This is a genomic window from Rhodococcus sp. SMB37 (assembly GCF_004345605.1).
In the GTDB taxonomy this organism is placed as follows: domain Bacteria; phylum Actinomycetota; class Actinomycetes; order Mycobacteriales; family Mycobacteriaceae; genus Rhodococcus.
Window position 1 is genome coordinate 16,903 of sequence record NZ_SLVY01000026.1, and the last position, 20,884, is coordinate 37,786.

The following is a 20,884-nucleotide window of genomic DNA, read 5'->3' on the forward strand; positions in this document are numbered from 1 at the left end:
GAGTTCGTCCAACCGCCCAGCGTGTCCGACACGCGGCCTTTACGCCGCCTCGGCGAAACATAGACTGTAGAAGAGCCTGTTCAGAGCCATTTATCTGATGCCACTGCTGGTGGGAGAAGCTGTCGGCTGGTGGCGTAACGCTGCGCCGGCGGGGCAGCGCTACACTAACCAGTGTTGATGATTGATCAAATAAGGGAGTCGATATGACAGCGTTCGACGCCGGAATCGATGTGCCGAGCCGTGCTGCACGCAACGGTGGCCGACGTGAGGACGCTCGTCCGGTTCCGCGGCGGAACATGAGTGGTCAGGTCGTCGACTACATCAAGACGATGATCTTCGACGGGTCTTTGATCCGGGGGCAGCGAGTGCCCCAGGACCAAATCGCCAAAGATCTCGGGGTGAGTCGCCTGCCGGTGCGGGAAGCGCTCATCGCCCTCGAGGCCGAGGGGTTGATCGACTCCGAACCGCATCGTGGTTCCTTCGTCGTTCCCATCCTGCGCGAGGACATCGACGATCACTACCGGATCTACGGAATGGTGCAGGGGCTCGCATCGCGCCGCGCCGCATCCCGGATCACCCAGCCAACGCTTGCCCGGCTGCACGAGCTGCACGAACTCATGCAGAAGAGCGACGATCCTGACCTTCTGCACAACCTGAACTGGGAGTTCCACGCCCTCATCAACCAAACGGGGGGCAGCCGGCGCCTACTGTCGGTGCTGCGGCAGCTTGCCAAGAATCTGCCACGGGCCGTATACGAGGCACCCCCCGGTGCGAGCCCCGAAGCCAACCGGAGTCACCAGAAGATGCTGGAGGCTTTGGAGCGGGGGGACGGGGCAGGTGCAGACGCTGCATCACGCGAACACGTTCAGTTCGAGGGGGAGTACGTGATCGCCAAGCTCAAGCGCGATGGGATCCTCGCCGACGACGACTAACGGCAGGAGAAAGACCAGTCAGTGGCCGGGAGCACCGGACTTACCCGTCGACGACGGGAAGAAATGGCCCTGGCGCTGGTGGGCGTCCGCCTTGTCAGTTAATCGGGTAGTCGAATCGCCGCTGGTTCAAGACGAGCGCAATGACTTCCGCCCGTGTCCGCATGCCCAGCTTCCGCAGGATGTGGCTCACATGAAAGCGCACAGTGCTCTCGGCAATGTAGAGCTGCTGTCCGATTTCTCGATTGGACGAGCCGTCGACCAGGCACTCGAGCACGTCGCGTTCTCGACCGCTCAATGATGCGCCGCGCGTTCCACCGCCCCCGTGATCGGTGTCGCACGGAACGGCGATGAGCTGGCCCAGGATGTCGAGAGCTGCGCCACGGGCCGCGCGGTCATCGAGCCCATCTGATCGCAGTGCCGTCACGGCACGGTGGACAGCAAGCCACCCGGAGGCGCCGAGAACTGCCTCGTTCCGCGAATGGCAGCGGTCACGATCAGGAAGGGTTGTCGACACTTGCTCCTCTTTCACTACTCGACGCCCCTCGATTGTATCAAATCGGCCTCCTTGGTCGGTGTGGCGATGACACGTTCGGAAGACCTGTGTCTCAAAAACTGCAGGTAACGGCTGTACAGCGAGAGCGCTTCGTGGAATCCCGTGCCGAAACCGCACAAAAACTTGATAAGTGATGCAAAAACCCGCAAACTATGTGGCGCACGCCACTGCGCGATCTCGCTCCTCCTTGAGCCCCCTCGACGCCACCAGGAGACCCCATGACAGAAATTGCCGTTGACGACGACGGTTTGCGCGAAAGACCCCCAACCACCACTCTTGCCGCGGATGATCGGCTGCGGCCCTATCACTGGGCTGTCATGGTGCTGGGGGTGCTCGGTTATGCGACCATCGCGGCCGACGCCGCAATTTTCCCCACCAGTTACCCACTCGTCCAACAAAGCCTGGGTTTCTCCGACAGTGCCGTCGGATACATCTATGCAGGCGGATTCTTCACCTGCGGTGTCATCGCCATGTTCCTCATCGGCCCATTGACGGACCGATTCGGCCGTAAACCTCTCTTCGTAGCGGCTATCGCGATTTGCTCGGCGTTCACGATTCTTACTGGATTTGCTTGGAACACCACGTCATTCGGAATTCTCCGGTCGATTGCAACCATCGGTTATGTCTCGTGGGGGCTGGCTACCGTCCTCATTGCGGAATCGGTACCCGCGAAGCATCGCGGATGGATGACCGGGACCGTTCCAGTGGGGTGGGCAATCGGATTCGGATCATCGGCCTTCTTCTCCGAACACATCGCCGCCAGCATGGGATGGCGGGCGGTGTTCTGGATCGTCGGCATACTCCCGTTGGCCTTCGGTATCGCCGTCTCCTTCGTCATCAAGGAAACACCGCACTTCCAGGATCTCCAGCATGCCCGTCGAACTGGGTCGAGCAGGTTCCACATCGACGTCGCCAAGACGGAGAAGAGTGTGCTCTCCCAGCTGTGGGCGGCCGATATGCGTCGCCGCACCATCGGGGTGACCCTGTTCTTCCTCTTCATCGTGCCCCAATACGCCATCATGTCCTACTTCGGACTGAGCTTCCTGCAGGGTAAGGACATTTCGTTCCTCGAGGCCAACCGGGCGATCACCTGGGCAAACTGGCTCGGAATCGTCACCATCCTCGCCGCCAGTTTCGTCACACGGGGCAAGGGTGCCCACTACACCCTCACCGCCGTCGGGGTGCTTGGATCCGTATGCGCACTCTTCATGGTGTACCTGGCGACACCGTCGACGATCGTGCCCTGGTTCATCGTGTACGTCTTGATCACCATCGGTCTCTGGGGCGGGTCCTCGAATTTTCTCCAGGAAGCCTTCCCCACGCGTATTCGTGGCACGGGCGGAGCATGGGGTTCGGGCATGCTGTGGACCAGCTACGGGACTCTCGCGCTCATTGTCGCCCCTCTGCTGACCGTCTACAGCTGGAATGTGTTGGTCATCGTCTTCGGTGCCGTTCTACCGCTGATCGCGCTGGTCGGCCTGTGGATGGTCCCACGGCCGAAGGCACTCAACTCCAACCTCGAGGACCTGGTGCACTGACATGCGCTGCCGCGCAAACGGAACCAACCGGAGCCTTGCACCCCCACTGTCGAATGCAACTACCCCGCCTCGCCCCACCTGCCTCCGGCCGAGCGACACGACGCACTGGCCAGAAGGGAGAACACAATGAAAGTTTTCGACGTCGCAGACCAGGGGCACGGCCCACCCGTGCTCTTCAGCCACGGCACGCTCCTGGACCGGACCATGTTCGCCGAGCAAACCGCTGCTCTGGCTGATCGCTATCGAACCGTCGCCTACACCAGCAGGGCCGGAACGTCGGAATACGGCACCGAATACGACCTCGACTCCCTGGTCACCGATTGTCTGGAAGTGGCCGCCCGAGCAGAAATCGACCGATTCGTACTGGTGGGAATGTCGGTGGGCGGTTTCATGGCGATCGAGCTGGCCCTGAAGTACCCGGAACGGCTGGCCGGGCTCATCCTGATGGACACGATGGCCGACGCCTATACCAGCGAGGAGAAGACGCAGTTCGCAGAGGTGTTCCGCCCCATGAAGAGCGAAGACCCCATCCCCGCGAGCTTTTCGCAGACCTTTGTTCCGATCATTTTCGGCCCGCAGGCCATCGCGAACCGTCCCGCCTTGATCGATTCGTGGGTGCACAAGTGGCGGACTAGACCATCACGGTCGGTATGGGGCGAATACAACTCGTGGATCAGCAAGAGTGAACGCCTCTCCCGCCTGTCCGAGATACAGATTCCGACCCTCATCGTGCACGGTGAGGACGACAACGGCATCGACATTTCCGCCGCCGAACGGATGCACGCCCGGATACCGGGATCGGCTTTCGCGCGAATCCCTGGTGCGGGTCACTTGGTGACCGAGGAGAACCCCGATGCCGTGACAACGGCGCTGACCACCTTCCTCGATGCGCTCCCGCGTTGGTAGACCCAGCGATGCAGTTTTGACCAACCATGAACTACCTGCCCGCCCCGTCGAGCGGCTTCGTCATCGACGTCGCGCCGAACTGATGATCGACGGCGAGCTATCCGCATGAGAGTTTCTCGACTCCAGCCACCGTGTACCACGCCGTGGCCCACCCCCGCACGTTTACTGCTTCTCTGGAGGAACCATCATGAGCGTGTCTGAAAAACGCTCCACCACAAAGATGTTGCGCGTGACCGCAGCAGGATTCGCCGGCACTGCCCTCGAGTACTACGACTTCTTCCTGTACGGCACCGCCGCAGCCCTCGTGTTCGGGCCCTTGTTCTTCCCGTCATACAGCCCGCTGGCGGGGACCCTCGCCTCCTTCGCGACTTTCGCGGTCGGATTCCTCGCTCGGCCGTTGGGCAGTGTTCTCTTCGGCGGAATGGGGGACAAGGTCGGTCGGCGCAAGACGCTCGTGTTCTCGTTGTTGATGATGGGCACCGCGACGGTTCTGATCGGCGTACTTCCGACATTCGAGCAAGTCGGTTGGTTCGCTCCGCTCCTTCTGGTCACCCTCCGATTCGTGCAAGGCATCGCGATGGGCGGAGAGTGGGGTGGAGCTGCTCTGATGCTCGTCGAGCATTCACCCGCGCACCGGCGCGGGCTGTTTGGAAGCACCGTTCAGATGGGGGTACCTGGCGGACTCCTGCTGTCGACCATCGCCATCACCGTCAGTGACCACATTTCCGGCGACGCTTTCGACACCTGGGGATGGAGGATCCCGTTCCTGCTCAGCGCAGTCCTTTTCGCCATCTCGATGTTCATTCGCCTCGGCGTCGAGGAAACTCCGGACTTCACGGCACTGCAGACCGCGTCCGCCCAGCAAAGCACCCCGGTGCGTTCACTACTGCGCAATCAATGGCGGGAAGTCGCTCTGGCCGCGGGCGTCATCGCTCCTGGAGGCATCCTGTTCTATCTGGTGTCCACCTACGCCGTCTCCTACGGCACCACGATCTTGGACCTCAGCCGCACCTCGATGCTCAATGCGCTGCTCGCCGCATCGCTCGTCTATCTGATCAGCCTGCCGGTATCCGGTCATCTGAGTGACCGGTTCTCCCGCCGCATCGTCATTCTCACGGGGTGCTTCACCGCTCTGTTCGGAGGTTTTGTGCTGTTCGCGCTGATGGATACCGGGTCGGGGTGGGCCGCGTTCTTGGGTATCACCTTCATGCTGGCGGTGGTGCATTCGGCACTGCAAGCCCCGCAGCCGGCGTTCCTTGCGGAGCGATTCAGTGTCGATGTCCGGTTCAGCGGCGTCGCGTTGAGTCAGGCGCTGTCAGTTAGTGTCATCGGTGGCACCGCCCCGTTCATGGCGACGCTGTTCTACAGCTGGACACACTCCACCTGGCTGATCTGTACCTGGCTCGCACTCTGGAGCGTGGCTGGGGCCGTCTCGACGATCGCGCTCAGCAGGAGACCATGCGCGATCGACGATGCCGAACAGCGACCGGCCGATACCGACCGGGACCCCCGACTCGGTGCGTCACGACAACTGACCGGCACCCACGAATAGTTCCGCGGATGCCCATAGCTCCGCGGATAGCACATCCGCGGAGCTATGAACCGGGGGTGCCCGGCGCGCCACCGACATAACGCCACTCGATCCGACCACGCAGTCCGCCGAGAATCTCATCCGGTGTCGTCCCGAGCGCGTGAGCCCACCGCTGCGCACCCGCGGTGCTGCCAGCGGTTCCCCTGAACAACACGGCGCGATCTCCTTCGACCACATCGGTGTCGGTCCCGAGGTAGACCAGTATCTGATCCATGCATACCCGCCCGACCTGAGGGCGCCACCTGCCGCCCAGCAGCACCGACATGCGGCCACCCAGCGCACGCGGAATCCCGTCCGCGTACCCCACAGGCAGCAGTGCGATCGAACAGTCCCTCTCTGCCACGCACCGGAATCCGTACGAGACCCCGTCGCCCGCCGCGATCTTCTTCACCAGCGCCACCTCCGCCGACAACGTCAGGGCCGGAACCAGTTCCGCTTCGAGGGCAGAACCGGTTGGCGCGACGCCGTACAGACCGAGATCGGCGCGGACCAGGTCGAAGCGTAAGTCACTGCGACGCAGCGCCTGCGCGCCGGCGAGATGGGCGGATTCGAAGGTCACCCCGGCCGCGCGTGCGAACCGTAAGTACTTGAGAAAATGGTCGCGGTCTCGATCCACCACAGCGTCGGCATTCGTGTCGTCGCCGGTCGACGAGTAGATGCCGCGAACGTGCACCGTCCCCTCCGATTGAGCGGCGCGTAGCGACCGGATCAGATCTGCCCAGTGCGGGACCCGCTGGGGGGGACGTCCGCAGTCGACGGCCACCTGGACCGTCGCAGTTGTCCCGCACCGTGCCGCCGCCCTCACGGCCGCCACCTGATCGGCGGATTCAACCGTTACGGCGATGCCGGTTCGTATTCCCGCGTCGAGGCAGTCCTCCCCGTACCCACGTACCGGCGCGAACGCCAGGATCGGGGCGCCGATACCGGCCCGGCGAAGTGCGCACCCTTCATCGATCGTCCGAACCCCCAGTTCCCGCGCCCCAGCCGCCAAGGCGGTGACCGCGACCGGCACCGCACCGTGGCCGTACGCGTTGGCCTCGACTACCGCCATCAACGACGCCGTCCCGGCCCGAGCGGCCAGTGCCCTCGTGTTCTGGGAGGTGGCGTCCAGGTTCACACAGGCCTCGATCGCCGGTCGACGGCCCTCCAGAGATCGGGCGCCGGGAGCGACATCGGTCTCCGTGTGGATGGCTGACACGGTTCTGGCCCTCGATTCAATGGCAAGCGGCCACCCACATATTGGGTGGTGGAGGAGGAAAAGTGCCTCGGACGAGGCTGCGAATTCTGCCTGACACCTTACTCGGCCACAGCCTCGGTCATCGGGCATGTAATTTGACCGCGTTCAGCCCGGTTCGGTCGACGGCCAGATTATCCTCGATTCAGTAGGCGAGGTGGGTGATGAGCCGATTCAAGGCACCAGATGCCGGTCCGAGGTGATAGATGGCCGAGACCGATCCGGGGGCAACACAGCGCGACCAGACTCCAGACATCGCCACGGAGCTGGCGGCGGAGGGATTCGAGTGCGCCACCGAGATCGGACGGGGCGGCTTCGGGGTGGTGTACCGCTGCGAAGAGCGGACTCTCGATCGCGTCGTCGCGGTCAAGGTGCTCACCACCTATCACGACTCGGAAGGTGTGGCCCGCTTTCTCCGTGAGCAAAAAGCAATGGGACGCCTGTCCGGGCACCCCAACATAGTCACGATTTATCGCGTCGGAACGACGGGCGCCGGCCAACCGTACCTCGTCATGCACTACCACGAGCCGGGCTCCTCCAGGCACTGATCGAGTCGGGGCCGATTTCCTGGACCCGTGTCCTGCACCTCGGGATCAAGGTGGCCGACGCGCTCGAGGCCGCCCACCAGCAATCCATCCTGCACCGAGACATCAAACCCGCGAACATCTTGATCGACACCTTCGGAGAGCCGCAGCTGACAGATTTCGGCATCGCCCGCATCACCGGCGGATTCGAGACCACGGCCGGTGTCGTGACCGGATCACCCGCCTACACCCACCCCGACGTGCTGCTCGGGCATCCCCCCAGCCCAGCCGGCGACATTTATAGCCTCGGAGCGACCCTGTTCAGCGCGCTCACCGGACACGCGGCCTTCGAACGGCGCAGCGGTGAGCCTCTGATCGCTCAGTTCCGGCGCATCACAAATCCGACCGGTCCCTTGCTACGTGACGTGCGGGGAGACATCCCCGAGGAACTCTGCACTGCGATCGAGCATGCCATGGACCGCGATCGCGGCAACCGTCCCCGCGCGGCAGCCGAATTTGCGGACCAGTTACGCCGCGTCCACCACAACTCCGAGAGCAGCGCACCCGAGGGGATCGCGCCAGAATTGAGCGCCGACCCGGAACACCATTCATCAGCATCCGGTTTCCGATCCCCGTCACCGCACTCGCGGACGCCGACACACTCCGGTCGGTACTCGGCACCTCCCACGCCCGCCACCAGATTCCGACCACCACCACCGAGCCGCACCCTGGTCCCCCGTGCCCGCCTGATGCAGGCTCTCCACACCGATCGACGGCGGCGCCTGGCCGTGATTCACGCACCCACCGGCTACGGAAAAAGCACCACGGCGGCACAGTGGCTCCGTCAGCTCGCCGACGAGGGCATCGCCACCGCATGGTTGACCGTCGACCGAGACGACAACAATCCGCTGTGGTTCCTCGCACATCTCATCGAAGCCGTCACCACCGCATTGCCGGCCGTGGCGACCGACTTGCGGGACACCTTCGAGGCACACGGTGACCACGCATGCCCGCACGTGCTGACAACGCTGATCAACACACTGCACGATCAGGACCAACACCTGGCCCTCGTCGTCGACGACTGGCATCGGGTCTCGGATCCCTCGAGTGTGGCGACGCTGACGTACCTACTGGACAACGGGTGCCACCACATCCAGGTCATCGTGACCAGTCGCAGCAAAACAGGACTGCCGATGAGCCGAATGCGCGTTCTCGACGAACTGGTCGAGATCGATTCGGCAGTACTGCGATTCGACGAAGAAGAAACACGCACCTTCCTCACCGAAACATCGGGAGTGGACCTGGCGACAAGTGACATCGCCAACCTGGCGAGGTCGACCGACGGGTGGGCCGCCGCCATCCAGCTGGCGTCGCTATCTCTGCGCTCGTCCGCGGACCCCGCCGGTTTCATCGAACACCTCTCGGGCCGCCACCAAGCGATCGGAGATTTCCTCGCCGAGAACGTCCTCGACTCCATCGACACGGACACACGCGCATTTCTGCTGGCCACCGCCATTCCCGACCGCATCTGCGCCGACCTCGCCTCCACCCTGACCGACGTGCGACGCGGACAGGCGATGCTCGAGCTGATCGAAGAACGCGACCTGTTCCTGCGCCGAGTCGACGACGAAGGACACTGGTTCCGCTACCACCACATGTTCGCCGAATTCCTACGCGGCCGCCTCGACACCGACTTACCCGGACGATCGGCGCAGTTGCATCGCTCCGCCTCCACCTGGTTCGCCGAGCACCACTTCCTCAGCGAAGCGGTCGATCACGCACTGCGTGCCGGCGATACGACCGGTGCGGTGGAACTGATCGAACGCGACGGGACGTATCTGCTCGAGCATTCGCAGATGTCGACGTTGCGTGGACTCGTCGACAAGCTGCCGATCGACAGCGCGGTATCGAATCCGCGGCTGCAGCTCGCCGCCGCCTGGTCGAACATCCTGCTCTACAACCCCGACCCGGCTCTGCAGGCACTCGACCGCGTCGATACCGCGCTCACCCACCGCAGCGACCCGGACACCCCCGCGCTGGCCGCCGAAGCGTCGGTGGTCAGAGCAGTCGTGGAATTGCGCGCCGACCGCGCCTCTCGCATCGACGACTTGGTGCGTCCGTGTCTCGATCGACCCGATGACCTCAGGCCGTGGGTCGTATCCGTCGCGGCGAACGTCGCGACGTTCGCCGCAATCTGCCAAGCGGACTATCGCGCCGCCTATGCCCTTCAGCAATGGGCCGCAACGTATCACCAGCGGAACAACGGGCCGTACAACTCGGTGCACGGACACTGTTGGGTGGGTATAGCCGCCTTCGAGCAACTCGACGTGAGCTTGGCGGAATCGAGTTTCCGCACCGCGATGAAGATCGCTCAGCAAGTGGATGGACGCCGGTCGTACACAGCTCGGCTGGCCGGGGGCCTGCTCGGTGAAGTTCTGTACGAGAAGGGTCAGATCGTCGAGGCCGAGCGACTGCTCGACGACGGATACGACCTCGGGCCACACGCGGGCGCGGTCGACTTGAAGATCGCCCGGTACGTCGTCGGAGCCCGAATCAAAGCGATTCGCGGTGACCGTTCGGCGGCGGTTCAACGGCTGGACGAGGGCGCACGATTCTCCATCCAGATGCAGCTGCCGAGGCTCCACAGCGCCATCGTCAACGAAGCGGCGCGCCTGGATCTCGTCCTGCCGTCCTCAGATGCACAACCTGCGGACCTCACCTATGCCGAACGCGCCGAGCAAGTGCCCGGTCTCGACGAGGCGATCGCGCAGTACCGGGAGGAGGCGGCAATCCGGGGATTGGTGCGAACCAGATCCCCGGCGAATACCGACCTCGCATGCCAGTGGGCCAGAGAGTGGGCAGAGCGCCTGGCGGACAGCGAACGCCACCGGGCCGCGCTGCGGGCCCGCCGACTGCTGGCCGGCTGCCTCGCCGCATCCGGCCGCAGCGAAGAAGCCGGAAAGGTGCTCACCGAGGTGGTAGCCCGCTGCTCGCAGGCCGGGTTGGTGCGGTTCCTCGCCGACGGGGGCGAACACGTCATGGACACCCTCCAACACATCGTCGACACCGACCATCCACCAACTCATCCGCCGCAATCGTCGGACGTGCCCCGCGACTTCTTGTTGGCGGTGCTCGCGGCTGACGCCGGCCTGCCGTAAGCCTCCTACCGCAGGGGTGACACCGCATCGTCGGTGTCGTGCTGAACTGACCGCCGGGCCACGGTTCCCGCGGCAGAGAAAAGGATCAGGCCCGCCCCGATGGCGAGCCAGATGGCTGCCGTAAGCATGCCGATGCCAAATCCCCACGGGCTGACCCCCGAAGCCAGCGCCGGACCGGCGCTGGCACCGAGGAAGGTAAATGATCCGTACAGTGCCGTTGCTCCGCCCGTTTCCTCCGGACGTACCTGCGCCAGAAGTGATTCGACGATGGCCGACGCCGTCATGGCGATGGCCGCCACGAGCACCAGCACCGTGATCGACAAGGCAATCAGGGAATCTGACAGAACCGATCCGCCCGCAGACATCGCCGCCACACCCATTGCCGCTGCGCCCCGGCGGGCCGGTCGGCACCGCCTCAGCACCCGACCCAGAGATGGAATGACGAGCAGCGTCGGCACGGTGGCCAATCGCAGCACCTGCAGGGCCTCGGGATTTCCGGCAATTGAAGGCGGCCCCACCAGCGAGATGGTGGTGAAGACGCTGACATACGCCCCGAGGAAAGTGGCTGCAGCACCAAACAGCGCGACCAACCGCCACCTGCCCAGAATCGTCACCAGGACTCCGAAAAGCCGGGTACCACAGGGGTGGTCCCTGGGCCGCGCCCTCGGAACCGACGCAGCAACTGCCACGGTTGCCACCACGAGCGCGCCTGCGCCGACCACAAAGACCGCGCGCCAGCCGGCTGCGGCGGCGATCATCTGCGCAGCGACGGGAACGACCGCCGCAGCGGCGAGAAAACCGCTGGTCAAGCAGCTCAAAGCGAGTAGGCGGTGGCGCGGATCGATGCTCTCGGCGATATACGTGAACGCGGCCGGGGCGAAGGCGGCGGCTGCGCAGCCCTGCCCCGCGCGAGCGATCAACTCCAGAAGGAGCGTGGACGGCAGCGCTGCCAGCAGTGTGGTGACCGCGGCGGCGAGCAGGCCGACAGTCATCACGGTATGCGGCCCGAACCGCGACGCCAGCGGCCCCGCGGCGAGGAAGCCGAGAGCATAGGCGACGCCGAACACGGTGGAGGTTGCCGTCACGTGCGCAGGGTCGACACCGAAGGTAGCGGCCATCTGCGGAAGTAGCGCCAGTACCGAGTACATCTGTCCCACAGCGGTGATGGCCGTAACGGTGAGAATGACGATTACTCGTCCGGACGGGGCATATCGATCCCGGACTACGTTGATCGGACCGATGTCGGTGTTCGGCTGTAGGCCCACACCGCCTCCTTCGTGCGTTCCTGATGGGTGAACCGTGTGATGGTCGCGCCTTTCGCTTCGTGGTGGCCCAGTAGCACACCGGGCACGGATCGTGGGCCCCCATCAGCGGCTCCGGCGCAGGTCCATCCGGTAGCTGTAGCGGCGGGGATTGAGTCGCGAGGTGGTGAACTCGACCGGCCGCCCCCCGGCGTCGTGGTAGAGCCGCTCGATGAGTAAGACGGCGTCTCCTGCCGAGCATCCGATCAGTTCGCTCTCCGCCTCTTCGGCTTGGGTGGCGTGGATATTCTGAGTTGCGGAGACGATGCTCTCGGGTAGTAGTCGCTCTGCCGATTGAATGATCGTGCTGTCGGTCTCCCACAGTCCACGCTCGATCACGTTGTCCGCCAATGAGGAAACCATGTAGTGCCGGGTCAAGGCGAAAGGCGAATGGTTGTAGCAGCGTTGGACGAGTGCGCAGCGGATGTCTGAGATATCCGCACCGAGGTGGCGGGCGATCGCGGGCTCGCTCACTCCCGGTCGGAAAGGCTCGAGTAACCGGGTGGTGGTGCCGGGCCAGCTCATGATTTCGTCGAGCGATCCGATTGCACGCTGGTAGCGACCGGAGTTCGTTTCGTGCCCAATCAAGTACGTGCCGCTGCCCTGGACGCGGTGCACCATGCCCTCCTCGACCAGGTGACCGATCGCTTGGCGGATCGTGTGTCTGCTGACGCCGAAACTCTGCCGAAGTTGGTCTTCGGTGGGCAGCTTGTCTCCCACGGCGTACTCACCGCGTTCGGCTCGCCGCCGAAGTTGTTCGGCGACGAGCCGGTACGCGGGACGCCTGAGATACGAATGCGTCTCCACAATCTGGCCTGTCTGTCATTTCCTCGCGGAGGGTGCTTCCTCGCTGAACAGCGACACCCCGCGGGTCTCGGGCAGATACCGCAGCAGAAGCACGAACGACAGCGCTGCAATCGCGACCAGGTAGAGAGCGGGGGCGACGATGAGCGCTGCGGCAGCTGCGATGGCGGTGGCGATGAACGGGCCGGGCCCGCCGATGAGGGCCTGTGCGACGTTGAAGCCGATCGAGCTACCCGTCACCCGCAGTCGGGCCGGGAAGAGCTCGACCATGAGAACGCCGAGCATGACATTGGCCAGGGCCTCGAAGGCCGCGAAAATTACCAGGCCGATCAGGGCGAGGTACCAGGTGCCGGTCGAGAGCAGAACGAAGCAGGGGACCGCTGTCAGAGTAATGCCACCGGCGCCGAGCAGCATTGTGCGTCGGCGGCCGATGCGGTCGCCGATCATCCCTGCCACGGGGCACATGAGCGAGTAGATGAGTAACCCGAGCACCGCGAGTTCGAGGGCGGCGGTCTTGGTCATGTGGACCTCGACAGTGAGGAAGGTGACCACGAAGGTTGCGAGGTAGTAGAAGCCGAGGCCGGTCACCGCGGTGCAGACGAACACCAGGAGGATTCCGGATCGGCTGTGCTTGCCGGCGTTGCGCAGGGGGGCGTGCTCGACCTCGTGAGCGCGCTGGAGCTCCTGGAATACGGGAGTGTCCTCGAGGCGGAGCCGGACGTAGAGGCCGAGGACGGCCAGCGGGCCGGCGACGAGGAAGGGGACGCGCCAACCCCAGGTCGTCATCTGGTCGTCGGACAGCAGGGTGGTCAGCAGCAAGGTCACTGCACCCCCGGCCATGACCCCGATGCCGGCGCCGGCGGAGACCACACTGCTCCACAGCCCGCGTCGGCGGGCCGGTGCATATTCGACGAGGAAGGCAGCTGCGCCGGCGTACTCGCCACCCGCGGAGAATCCTTGGGCGCACCGAAGGAGCACCAGAAGGGCGGGAGCAGCGAGGCCGATGGTGGCGTAGGTCGGCAGGATGCCGATGCCGATGGTGCAGATACCCATGACGACGATTGCGAGTGAGAGCGCCGCGCGGCGACCGGCGCGATCGCCGAAAGCTCCGATCAGCAGCCCCCCGAGCGGACGAAAGAGGAACGCGACGCCGAAAACGGCGAGGGAGGCCAACAGCGACGTAGTGGCGTTGCCGGACGGAAAGAAGAGCGTCCCGATGGTCGCGGCCAGAAACCCGTACACCGCGAAGTCGAACCACTCGAGGAAGTGGCCGATGCCCGCGGCGATGGCGACGCGTCGGGAGACCTTGGGTGCCAGGGTCCCCGATGAGGTCAGCGCATCAGTCGTCGGTGCATCTCCCGGAATCGTGGGGGGTAACGGCGATACGGGGGGTGGGTTCGTCATCGAGGTCTCCTCGGGAAGCGTCGTGGATTTCTTTCGCCACGACGTGAAGTTGGTCCTGCGGGAATCTGATCGGTGTTTCGGCGCGCCCATGATCCTCCGCCTGGCAGCTCGCAGTGAAGTGGGCCACAGTTGTACGGATGACTTGAAGTTAGTCAGGGTTGGTGCGTGCGTCAACCCCTCGTAGGTTGCGGGCCGGTTCCAGCATGAAAACTAGACGAATGAAATGCTTTTGCCTGGTTATTTACTGTAAGTGGAGGCTAGGTCATAAGCGGAACGGGGAGGGTTGGGTTCGATTCGCATCGCGATTGACAGATGCGAGGGTTCACAATAGTGTTTCAAGTCATACGGACAAATTTTTGCGACGGCGGTGATTGGATCCGCGTCCGCGGGCCCCTCCCGCAGCAACCGCAACTGACGTGTCCACGAATCATGGAAAGGATGTGCGCATGGCTGGCAGCACGATCGCCGAACGACTCGGCGTCTTCGCCGCGGGTCTGGAGGTCGATGCGCTTCCACTACCGGTCATCGAGCGGGCCACAGGGTGCCTCCTCCACGCCTTGGCGGTGGGAATGGCCGGCTCGGCCGCCGGCTTCGGGCGACAGGCCGAGCAGGTCAGCCCTGGTGTGAGCTCGCCGCCGAACAACGAGGGGTACGCCCGCTCGCTGGTGACCGGGCAGTGGCATCCGGCCTCGACGGCGGCCTTCATCAACGGAGTGCATCTGCATGCCCGGGCGCAGGAAGACACACACGGCACGTTCCATCCAGGTGTAAGCGTCATACCCGCCGCCCTGGCGGCCGCAGAGTCCAGCGCTGTCGACGGCCGCACTCTGTTGGCGGCGGTTGTCGCGGGTTACGAGGTGGGCATTGCCCTGTCGGAGCCGCTCACGGACCTGACCACCCCGCCCTTTCGCGCGACGGCGGTGTTCGGGCCGGTGGCTGCCGTAGCTGCCGTCGGACGGATCCGCGGGCTGAGCGGCGAACGTATGACCTCCGCACTGGCGATCGCCGCATCGATCTCGGGTGGCACGTCCGAATCGTTCGGTGCGGGAACCGACGAGTGGCACTTCCAGTCGGGGATCGCGGCGACGAGCGGGCTGATGGCGGCGCAACTCGCCGAAACCGGGGTCACGGGGTCCCGGACGGCGTTCGAGGCCGAAGCGGGATTCCTCGACTGCTTCTCGCGATCGCGGGAGGCTACGGAATCACTCGCCCGCGAGCTCGGGCGGTCCTGGAACACACTCGCAGTAACATTCAAGCCGTACCCGGTGTGTGCGTTCAATCAGGCACCGGCCATGCTCGCAGTGCGGCTGCGCGAGTCCGGTCTCCGCGCCGACGAGGTCGCGTCGATCCGGCTGCGGATGAACGAACGCGAAGCCACCTATCCGGGCATGCCCTCGCGGGGGCCCTTCACCCGTACCTCACAGACACTGATGAGCGCCAAATTCGCCTTCGCGACCGGTCTCATCCACGGCGACATCAGCTACGACCTGCTGCAACACTTCACCGATCCCCAGGTACTCGACCTCATCGGCAAGATCGACCTCGTCGCCGAGCCGGGACGCCCAGCGAAAACCGCACACGCAACCACGGTGCTGGTCGACGGGACTACGGTCCACGACGCCATCGAGGACTCCGACGCGATGCTGTCGTGGGACATGGACGGCGTCGTGCGCAATGCCGAACGCCTCGCATCCGAGACCCCGCTGTCCACAGAGGAATTGGAGACCCTGATTGACAGCGTGGCCACACTGCCGCAGGCGTCTTCCGTCGACCCGTTGATCCGGGCGACATTGGCGGGAATCTCCGTCGGAACGTGAGGGCGCCATTCCCTCACCCGCTTAACGTGCGCGGTACATCGAAGCCCGCCACCGCCCTCCCATGTGACAGTGCCGGGCACTCGGTCCGGCCGTGAAACGAGAAAGAGCACAATGACCGAGAACGTCGTCGCCATCGCCGAAAGGCGAAACAGCGAACTCCAACACCGACAGATGTACATCGACGGCAATTGGGTCGATGCGATCTCCGGTGAGGTTTTCGAGACCATCAACCCATACAACGGGCAGGCTTGGGCCACTGCGCCACTCGCGGGATCGGCCGACGTGAAGAAGGCTGTCGACGCCGCGCGGCGGGCGCTGTCCGGGCCGTGGGGATCGATGTCCGCGGCGCAGCGAGGTGTCCTGATCCGCAGGCTGGCGGCGCTGATCGAGCCCCACGCAGACGATCTCGCGCGCATCGAGACCACCGACAACGGCAAGGTCATTCGCGAGACCCGCGGTCAGATGGCCGGGCTACCGGCGACCTACGAATTCTTCGCCGGCGCTGCCGACAAGATTTTCGGTGACACCATCTCCGCACCCCAGACGAACTTCTTCACCTACACCCGCCGCGAGCCGATCGGCGTGGTCGCCGCAATCCTGCCCTGGAACAGCCCACTGTTCCTTTTGGCAAGCAAGCTCGCGCCCGCCTTGGCCGCCGGTTGCACATTTGTCGCCAAGCCGGCGGAGCAGACGCCGTCCTCGACCCTCGAGTTCGCCAAACTCGTTGATGAAGCCGGTTTCCCGCCGGGAGTGTTCAACGTCGTCACCGGCGCCGGAGACACAGGAGCCGCGCTGACCGCCGAACCCGGCGTGGACAAGGTCACCTTCACCGGATCGACTGCCACCGGAATCGCGGTCATGAAGAGCGCCGCCGACCACATCGCGGAGGTCACCCTCGAGCTCGGCGGCAAGTCCCCGAACATCATCTTCCCGGACGCGGACATCGATGCGGCCGTCAACGGGGTGATGGCCGGAATCTTCGCCGCCACCGGCCAGACCTGCATCGCAGGAAGTCGGTTGCTGGTCCACGAATCCATCCGCGACGCCGTCGTCGAACGGCTCGCCCAGCGCGCACCCCAGATCAAGATGGGCGATCCGCTCGACATCGAAACCGAGATGGGCCCCATCGCTTTCGCCGAGCAACTCGAGAAGGTCCGCTTTTACGTCGACCTGGGTGTCAGCGAAGGCGCCACGGTGGTGTGCGGCGGCAAGCGTCCACAGGACGCCGACCTGGCCGACGGGTACTTCTTCCAGCCCACGATCCTCAGCGGCGTCGACAATTCGATGCGCGTGGCACGGGAAGAAATCTTCGGACCGGTGCTGTCGGTCATCACCTTCACCTCGGAAGAGGAGGCGGTCCAGCTCGGCAACGACACGACCTACGGACTCGCCGCGGCGGTGTGGACCAAAGACGTCCAACGCGCACACCGCGTCGCACACCGCCTCAACGCCGGCACGATCTGGGTCAACTCCTACCGCGTGCTCGCCAACAACGTGCCCTACGGCGGCTTCGGGCAGAGCGGCATCGGCCGCGAAAACGGCATCGAAGGCCTCGACGCCTACCTGCAGACCAAATCCATCTGGGTCGAACTCACCGGCGAAAGCCGCGACCCCTTCAAACTCGGCTGAGCGCACAAGGAGCACAAACTGATGACTACCACCTTCGACATCCCCAAGACCAGCCAGGCGGCGGTGCTCACCAAGCACAGCGAGCCGCTCGAGATCCGCGAAATTCCCGTGCCGCAAACACTCGAACCGGGCGCACTCCTGGTCCGGGTCGAAGCCGCGACGGTCTGCGGATCAGACCTGCACCTGTGGGATGGCTCCCTTGGCGGCAGCCAGGCCCTGGATCTGCCAGTCATCCCCGGACACGAAATGGTCGGCAAGGTAATCGCATTCGGCGATGGGGCCGAGCGAGACACCTTCGGTACACCGCTCGAGGTCGGCGATCGCATCTGCTTCACCCACGCCTCATGCAACCAGTGTGACCACTGCCGGTTCGACAACCAGCCCACCCTGTGCACCAACCGCCAGTACTACATGTTCACCAACTGCGAGCGACCCCCCTATCTGGTCGGCGGGTTCGCCGAATACGCCTACGTCTTCCCCAACTCGGGACGCGTGCGCGTGCCGGACGAAGTGGAAACCTCCTGGGCATCAGCGGCCAGCTGCGCATTGCGAACAGTCGTGCACTCCTTCGAGCGCATCGGCAAGATGAACCCGTGGGAAACCGTTGTCATCCAGGGCGCCGGCCCGCTCGGTCTGTTCGCGACCGCCCTCGCCGATCACCTCGGCGCCGGGCGAATCATCACCATCGGCGCTCCCGACAACCGCCTGGCCATCGCCAAGCAATACGGCGCCACCGACCTCGTCTCCGTCGCCGAACATCCCGAACCCGAAGACCGGATCGCCGCGGTCCGCGACCTGCTTGGCGGCCACGGCGCCGAAGTGGTGTTCGAGTTCTCCGGCGCACGCACCGCATTCCCGGAAGGCTTGGGAATGATCAAGGAAGGCGGCCGCTACATGGTCACCGGCCAGATCGACGGCCCCGGCAAGGAAGTCCCGGTCCGGCCAGGCTTCATCACCCGACAGCAGCTGACCATCATGGGGACCTGGTCCGGACACATCGCCGAGTACCGCAAGGCTCTCGAATTCATGAAGAACACGCACGGCAAGTACGACTTCGGTGCACTGGTCCCGAACCGGTACCGCCTCGACCAGGCCACCGAGGCGCTGACGCGGATGCGGGCGCAGGAGGACATCAAGCCGATGCTCGTCCCGCACGGAACCGAAGGAATCTGACGTGAGGCCCCTCGACGGCATTCGTGTGCTCGAGATGGGCCAGTACATCGCCGCCCCCTACTGTGCGATGATGCTGGCCGACCTGGGTGCGGAGGTCATCAAGATCGAGCGGCCCGACGGCGGCGATCCGCGCAGAATCTATGATCCGCTCGAGCAGACCGAGACCGGGTCCATGAGCGGCGGGTTCCTGAGCTACAACCGCAACAAGAAGTCCGTCACCCTGGACTTGAGCGCGGAGAGTGACCGAGCACGGTACCTGGCTTTGGCGGCGACCGCCGACGTCGTCGTAGAGAACCTTCGCCCCGGGGCAGTCGACCGCATGGGAGTGGGATACGACGCGCTCAAGGAGATCAATCCACGCCTGATCTACTGCGCCATCAGCGGATACGGGAGGTTGTCGACACATCGGGGTGTATTCGCCGAACGGCCGGCCTTCGACACCGCAATCCAGGCGATTGGTGGGCTGATGGCGGTGACCGGAGAACCGGGGGGCCCGCCGTTGCCGACGGTGACCGGTTTCGCGGACGTCTTCACTGCGGTGCAGGCCACCGTCAGCGTGCTCGCCGCTCTTGAGGGACGTCACCAGTCCGGTACGGGTGCGTTCGTCGATCAGAGCATGTACGACTCGGTGGCGTCCCTGCTCGAACGCGAACTCATGCTGTGGGATTTCACGGGCGAGCATCGAGTGCGCGGGGTGGATCGTTATTCTCCACTCGGGGCCCTCGAAGCCGAGGACGGTTATGTTGCACTGATTCTGCCCACCCATGAGATGTGGCGGCGGCTGTGTGTGGCAATCGAGCGGCCCGACCTGCTCGAGCATCCGCTGCTGGACTCGGTCATTCACCGGGCCGAGAACTTCGCATCGGTGATCCGCCCCGAAGCCGAACGGTGGACACGGTCCCGTACCCGCCGCGAGATCGTCGAGCACTTCGCCGCGCATGGGCTTCCCGCTGGAGAAACCCAGACCATCGACGAGCTCTACCAGTGCCCACACCTCGACGCGCGTCGCATGTTCCTCGAGATCGACGATCCGCATGCCGGTCGCCGTCGGATGATCCGGACACCGTTCCTGACCGACACCTACGAGGAGCCGCGCACCGACTCCGCGCCCCAGCTCGGCGAGCACAACGACGAACTGCTTACGGAGGTGGAACCGACCACCGCGTGACGCACCCCGCCGACATGCGGGCGGCGGCGGGGACACCAGCACCGCCGCGATAAGGCCGACATCCGAATCGCGGTCGTGTTCTGGTGACAGACATCCGTCGGCGGCCTGACTCCGGCGCCGGACGGACTGAGTATGGAGGTGTGATTCCAAACGGTCACACCTCCATACTCGATTGATCAGTATCAATTTTCGAGCTACAAATGTCGAGATGGACTCTGTCGCCACGAATACTCGGGTGTCGCAGCAGATCACCAATGCCGAGTGGCCCACGTTGAAGATTCATCCGGACGAGCGCTAGTGTGGTGGATGGAACCCTGCCGGCCGCATCAGGGAGAAGGAGGGCCCGTGGTGACGAACAAGGTAGCTCCCGCGGAGCGTGGTGTGCCGGCGTACAAAGTGCTGGCCGAGAAGTTGCGGACCGACATCGAGGCCGGTGTCTACTCGGTCGGACGGAAGATGCCCACCGAAAGCGTGCTGCAGTCGGTCCACAATGTCAGCCGCCACACGGTGCGCGAAGCCCTGCAGATACTGCTCTCCGACGGGCTGATCTACCGCGTGCAAGGCAGCGGAACCTATGTGAGCGGCCGCCAACAGGACACCCGGGGCCGCTACGTCCGCTCGATCGGATCCCTCGACGAAATCATCGTCTGGCCCGACACGAACACCGAGGTGATCGAACCATTCACGGTCGTCGTCGAGCCCTCCATCGCGTCCCGATTGGAATTGCCGTACATCGAGGTCAGCAAGGCCACCGTTCGCCGTTCCTTTGAGGGGATCCCCTTTGTCCTGACGCGCCACTACGTCGAACCCGACCTCGGTGCGAAACTGGCCGCGGAGGGGGTCCCGTCGGTCGGCGAGGGAACCGTGATCGGGGCCGCGGAAAAACTGCTGACCAAGCCGATCATGGGCGCACGGCAAGAGATCACCGCCATGAATGCCCCGGAGTACGAAGCCGAACTGATCGGATGTCAAGCAGGAGACGCCATACTGCTGATCGAGCGTCTCTACTACGACGCGGACGGGAAATTCGTCGAATTCACGTCCTCTCACTTCAATCCGCGCCGGTACTCGTACCGCATGGAATTGCGGCGGCGAGGAGCCTGAGCACGAAGAAGTGAACGTGTGACTCGCGGCCGTTATAGCGCATGGCGG

16 protein-coding genes are annotated in these 20,884 nt (G+C 64.4%); 11 read left to right on the forward strand and 5 right to left on the reverse strand.

Annotation, left to right across the window (positions count from 1 at the left end; genetic code table 11):
• The first annotated feature begins 203 nt into the window (after positions 1-203).
• The gene (locus EV641_RS27585) at positions 204-932 is read left to right on the forward strand and encodes a GntR family transcriptional regulator (RefSeq protein ID WP_132476509.1); all 729 of its coding nucleotides are present in this window, start codon (positions 204-206) and stop codon (positions 930-932) included.
• A 94-nt stretch (positions 933-1,026) separates the two neighbouring features.
• Here EV641_RS27585 and EV641_RS27590 read toward each other — a convergent pair whose 3' ends face one another.
• Entirely contained in the window at positions 1,027-1,446 is a 420-nt protein-coding gene (locus EV641_RS27590; RefSeq protein ID WP_054715100.1) for a helix-turn-helix transcriptional regulator, read from the reverse strand.
• A gap of 257 nt (positions 1,447-1,703) precedes the next feature.
• On the opposite strand from EV641_RS27590, the gene EV641_RS27595 reads away from it, so the two are divergent.
• From EV641_RS27595 to EV641_RS27605, 3 genes are all read left to right on the forward strand, one after another.
• Complete coding sequence (locus EV641_RS27595) at positions 1,704-3,023, forward strand: MFS transporter (RefSeq protein ID WP_095869765.1); 1,320 nt, start codon at positions 1,704-1,706, stop codon at positions 3,021-3,023.
• A gap of 126 nt (positions 3,024-3,149) precedes the next feature.
• Positions 3,150-3,929: an alpha/beta hydrolase gene (locus tag EV641_RS27600; RefSeq protein ID WP_054715088.1), complete on the forward strand. Its 780-nt coding sequence runs from the start codon at positions 3,150-3,152 to the stop codon at positions 3,927-3,929.
• Between the two features lie 187 nt (positions 3,930-4,116).
• Positions 4,117-5,481, forward strand: coding sequence for an MFS transporter (locus EV641_RS27605; protein WP_132476515.1), 1,365 nt, complete (start codon positions 4,117-4,119; stop codon positions 5,479-5,481).
• A gap of 43 nt (positions 5,482-5,524) precedes the next feature.
• Here the strand turns inward: EV641_RS27605 and alr are convergent, their stop codons facing one another.
• Positions 5,525-6,718: an alanine racemase gene (alr, locus tag EV641_RS27610; protein ID WP_158289225.1), complete on the reverse strand. Its 1,194-nt coding sequence runs from the start codon at positions 6,716-6,718 to the stop codon at positions 5,525-5,527.
• A 242-nt stretch (positions 6,719-6,960) separates the two neighbouring features.
• Here alr and EV641_RS30315 point away from each other — a divergent pair, with 242 nt between their 5' ends.
• Positions 6,961-7,302 (forward strand): protein kinase, encoded by a 342-nt coding sequence (locus EV641_RS30315; RefSeq protein WP_054715078.1) that lies wholly within the window; start codon positions 6,961-6,963, stop codon positions 7,300-7,302.
• 50 nt (positions 7,303-7,352) lie between these two features.
• Positions 7,353-10,436 (forward strand): AAA family ATPase, encoded by a 3,084-nt coding sequence (locus EV641_RS30320; RefSeq protein ID WP_347238251.1) that lies wholly within the window; start codon positions 7,353-7,355, stop codon positions 10,434-10,436.
• 5 nt (positions 10,437-10,441) lie between these two features.
• Here the strand turns inward: EV641_RS30320 and EV641_RS27620 are convergent, their stop codons facing one another.
• The 3 genes from EV641_RS27620 to EV641_RS27630 form a co-directional block, all read right to left on the reverse strand.
• Positions 10,442-11,701, reverse strand: coding sequence for an MFS transporter (locus tag EV641_RS27620; RefSeq protein ID WP_132476521.1), 1,260 nt, complete (start codon positions 11,699-11,701; stop codon positions 10,442-10,444).
• A 102-nt stretch (positions 11,702-11,803) separates the two neighbouring features.
• On the reverse strand, positions 11,804-12,544 hold the full coding sequence (locus EV641_RS30220) for a GntR family transcriptional regulator (RefSeq protein ID WP_158289226.1): 741 nt from the start codon (positions 12,542-12,544) through the stop codon (positions 11,804-11,806).
• 15 nt (positions 12,545-12,559) lie between these two features.
• Entirely contained in the window at positions 12,560-13,945 is a 1,386-nt protein-coding gene (locus EV641_RS27630; RefSeq protein ID WP_241997513.1) for an MFS transporter, read from the reverse strand.
• 446 nt (positions 13,946-14,391) lie between these two features.
• Here EV641_RS27630 and EV641_RS27635 point away from each other — a divergent pair, with 446 nt between their 5' ends.
• The 5 genes from EV641_RS27635 to EV641_RS27655 all read left to right on the forward strand — a co-directional run bounded on the left by EV641_RS27635 (position 14,392) and on the right by EV641_RS27655 (position 20,836).
• Positions 14,392-15,762: an MmgE/PrpD family protein gene (locus EV641_RS27635; protein ID WP_054714300.1), complete on the forward strand. Its 1,371-nt coding sequence runs from the start codon at positions 14,392-14,394 to the stop codon at positions 15,760-15,762.
• A gap of 111 nt (positions 15,763-15,873) precedes the next feature.
• Complete coding sequence (locus tag EV641_RS27640; RefSeq protein WP_132476524.1) at positions 15,874-17,391, forward strand: aldehyde dehydrogenase; 1,518 nt, start codon at positions 15,874-15,876, stop codon at positions 17,389-17,391.
• Between the two features lie 21 nt (positions 17,392-17,412).
• Positions 17,413-18,564: a zinc-binding dehydrogenase gene (locus tag EV641_RS27645; protein ID WP_054714297.1), complete on the forward strand. Its 1,152-nt coding sequence runs from the start codon at positions 17,413-17,415 to the stop codon at positions 18,562-18,564.
• A 1-nt stretch (position 18,565) separates the two neighbouring features.
• Positions 18,566-19,732, forward strand: a complete 1,167-nt coding sequence (locus EV641_RS27650) for a CoA transferase (protein WP_054714295.1) — start codon at positions 18,566-18,568, stop codon at positions 19,730-19,732.
• 348 nt (positions 19,733-20,080) lie between these two features.
• Positions 20,081-20,836 (forward strand): GntR family transcriptional regulator, encoded by a 756-nt coding sequence (locus tag EV641_RS27655; RefSeq protein WP_241031749.1) that lies wholly within the window; start codon positions 20,081-20,083, stop codon positions 20,834-20,836.
• Positions 20,837-20,884 lie beyond the last annotated feature (48 nt).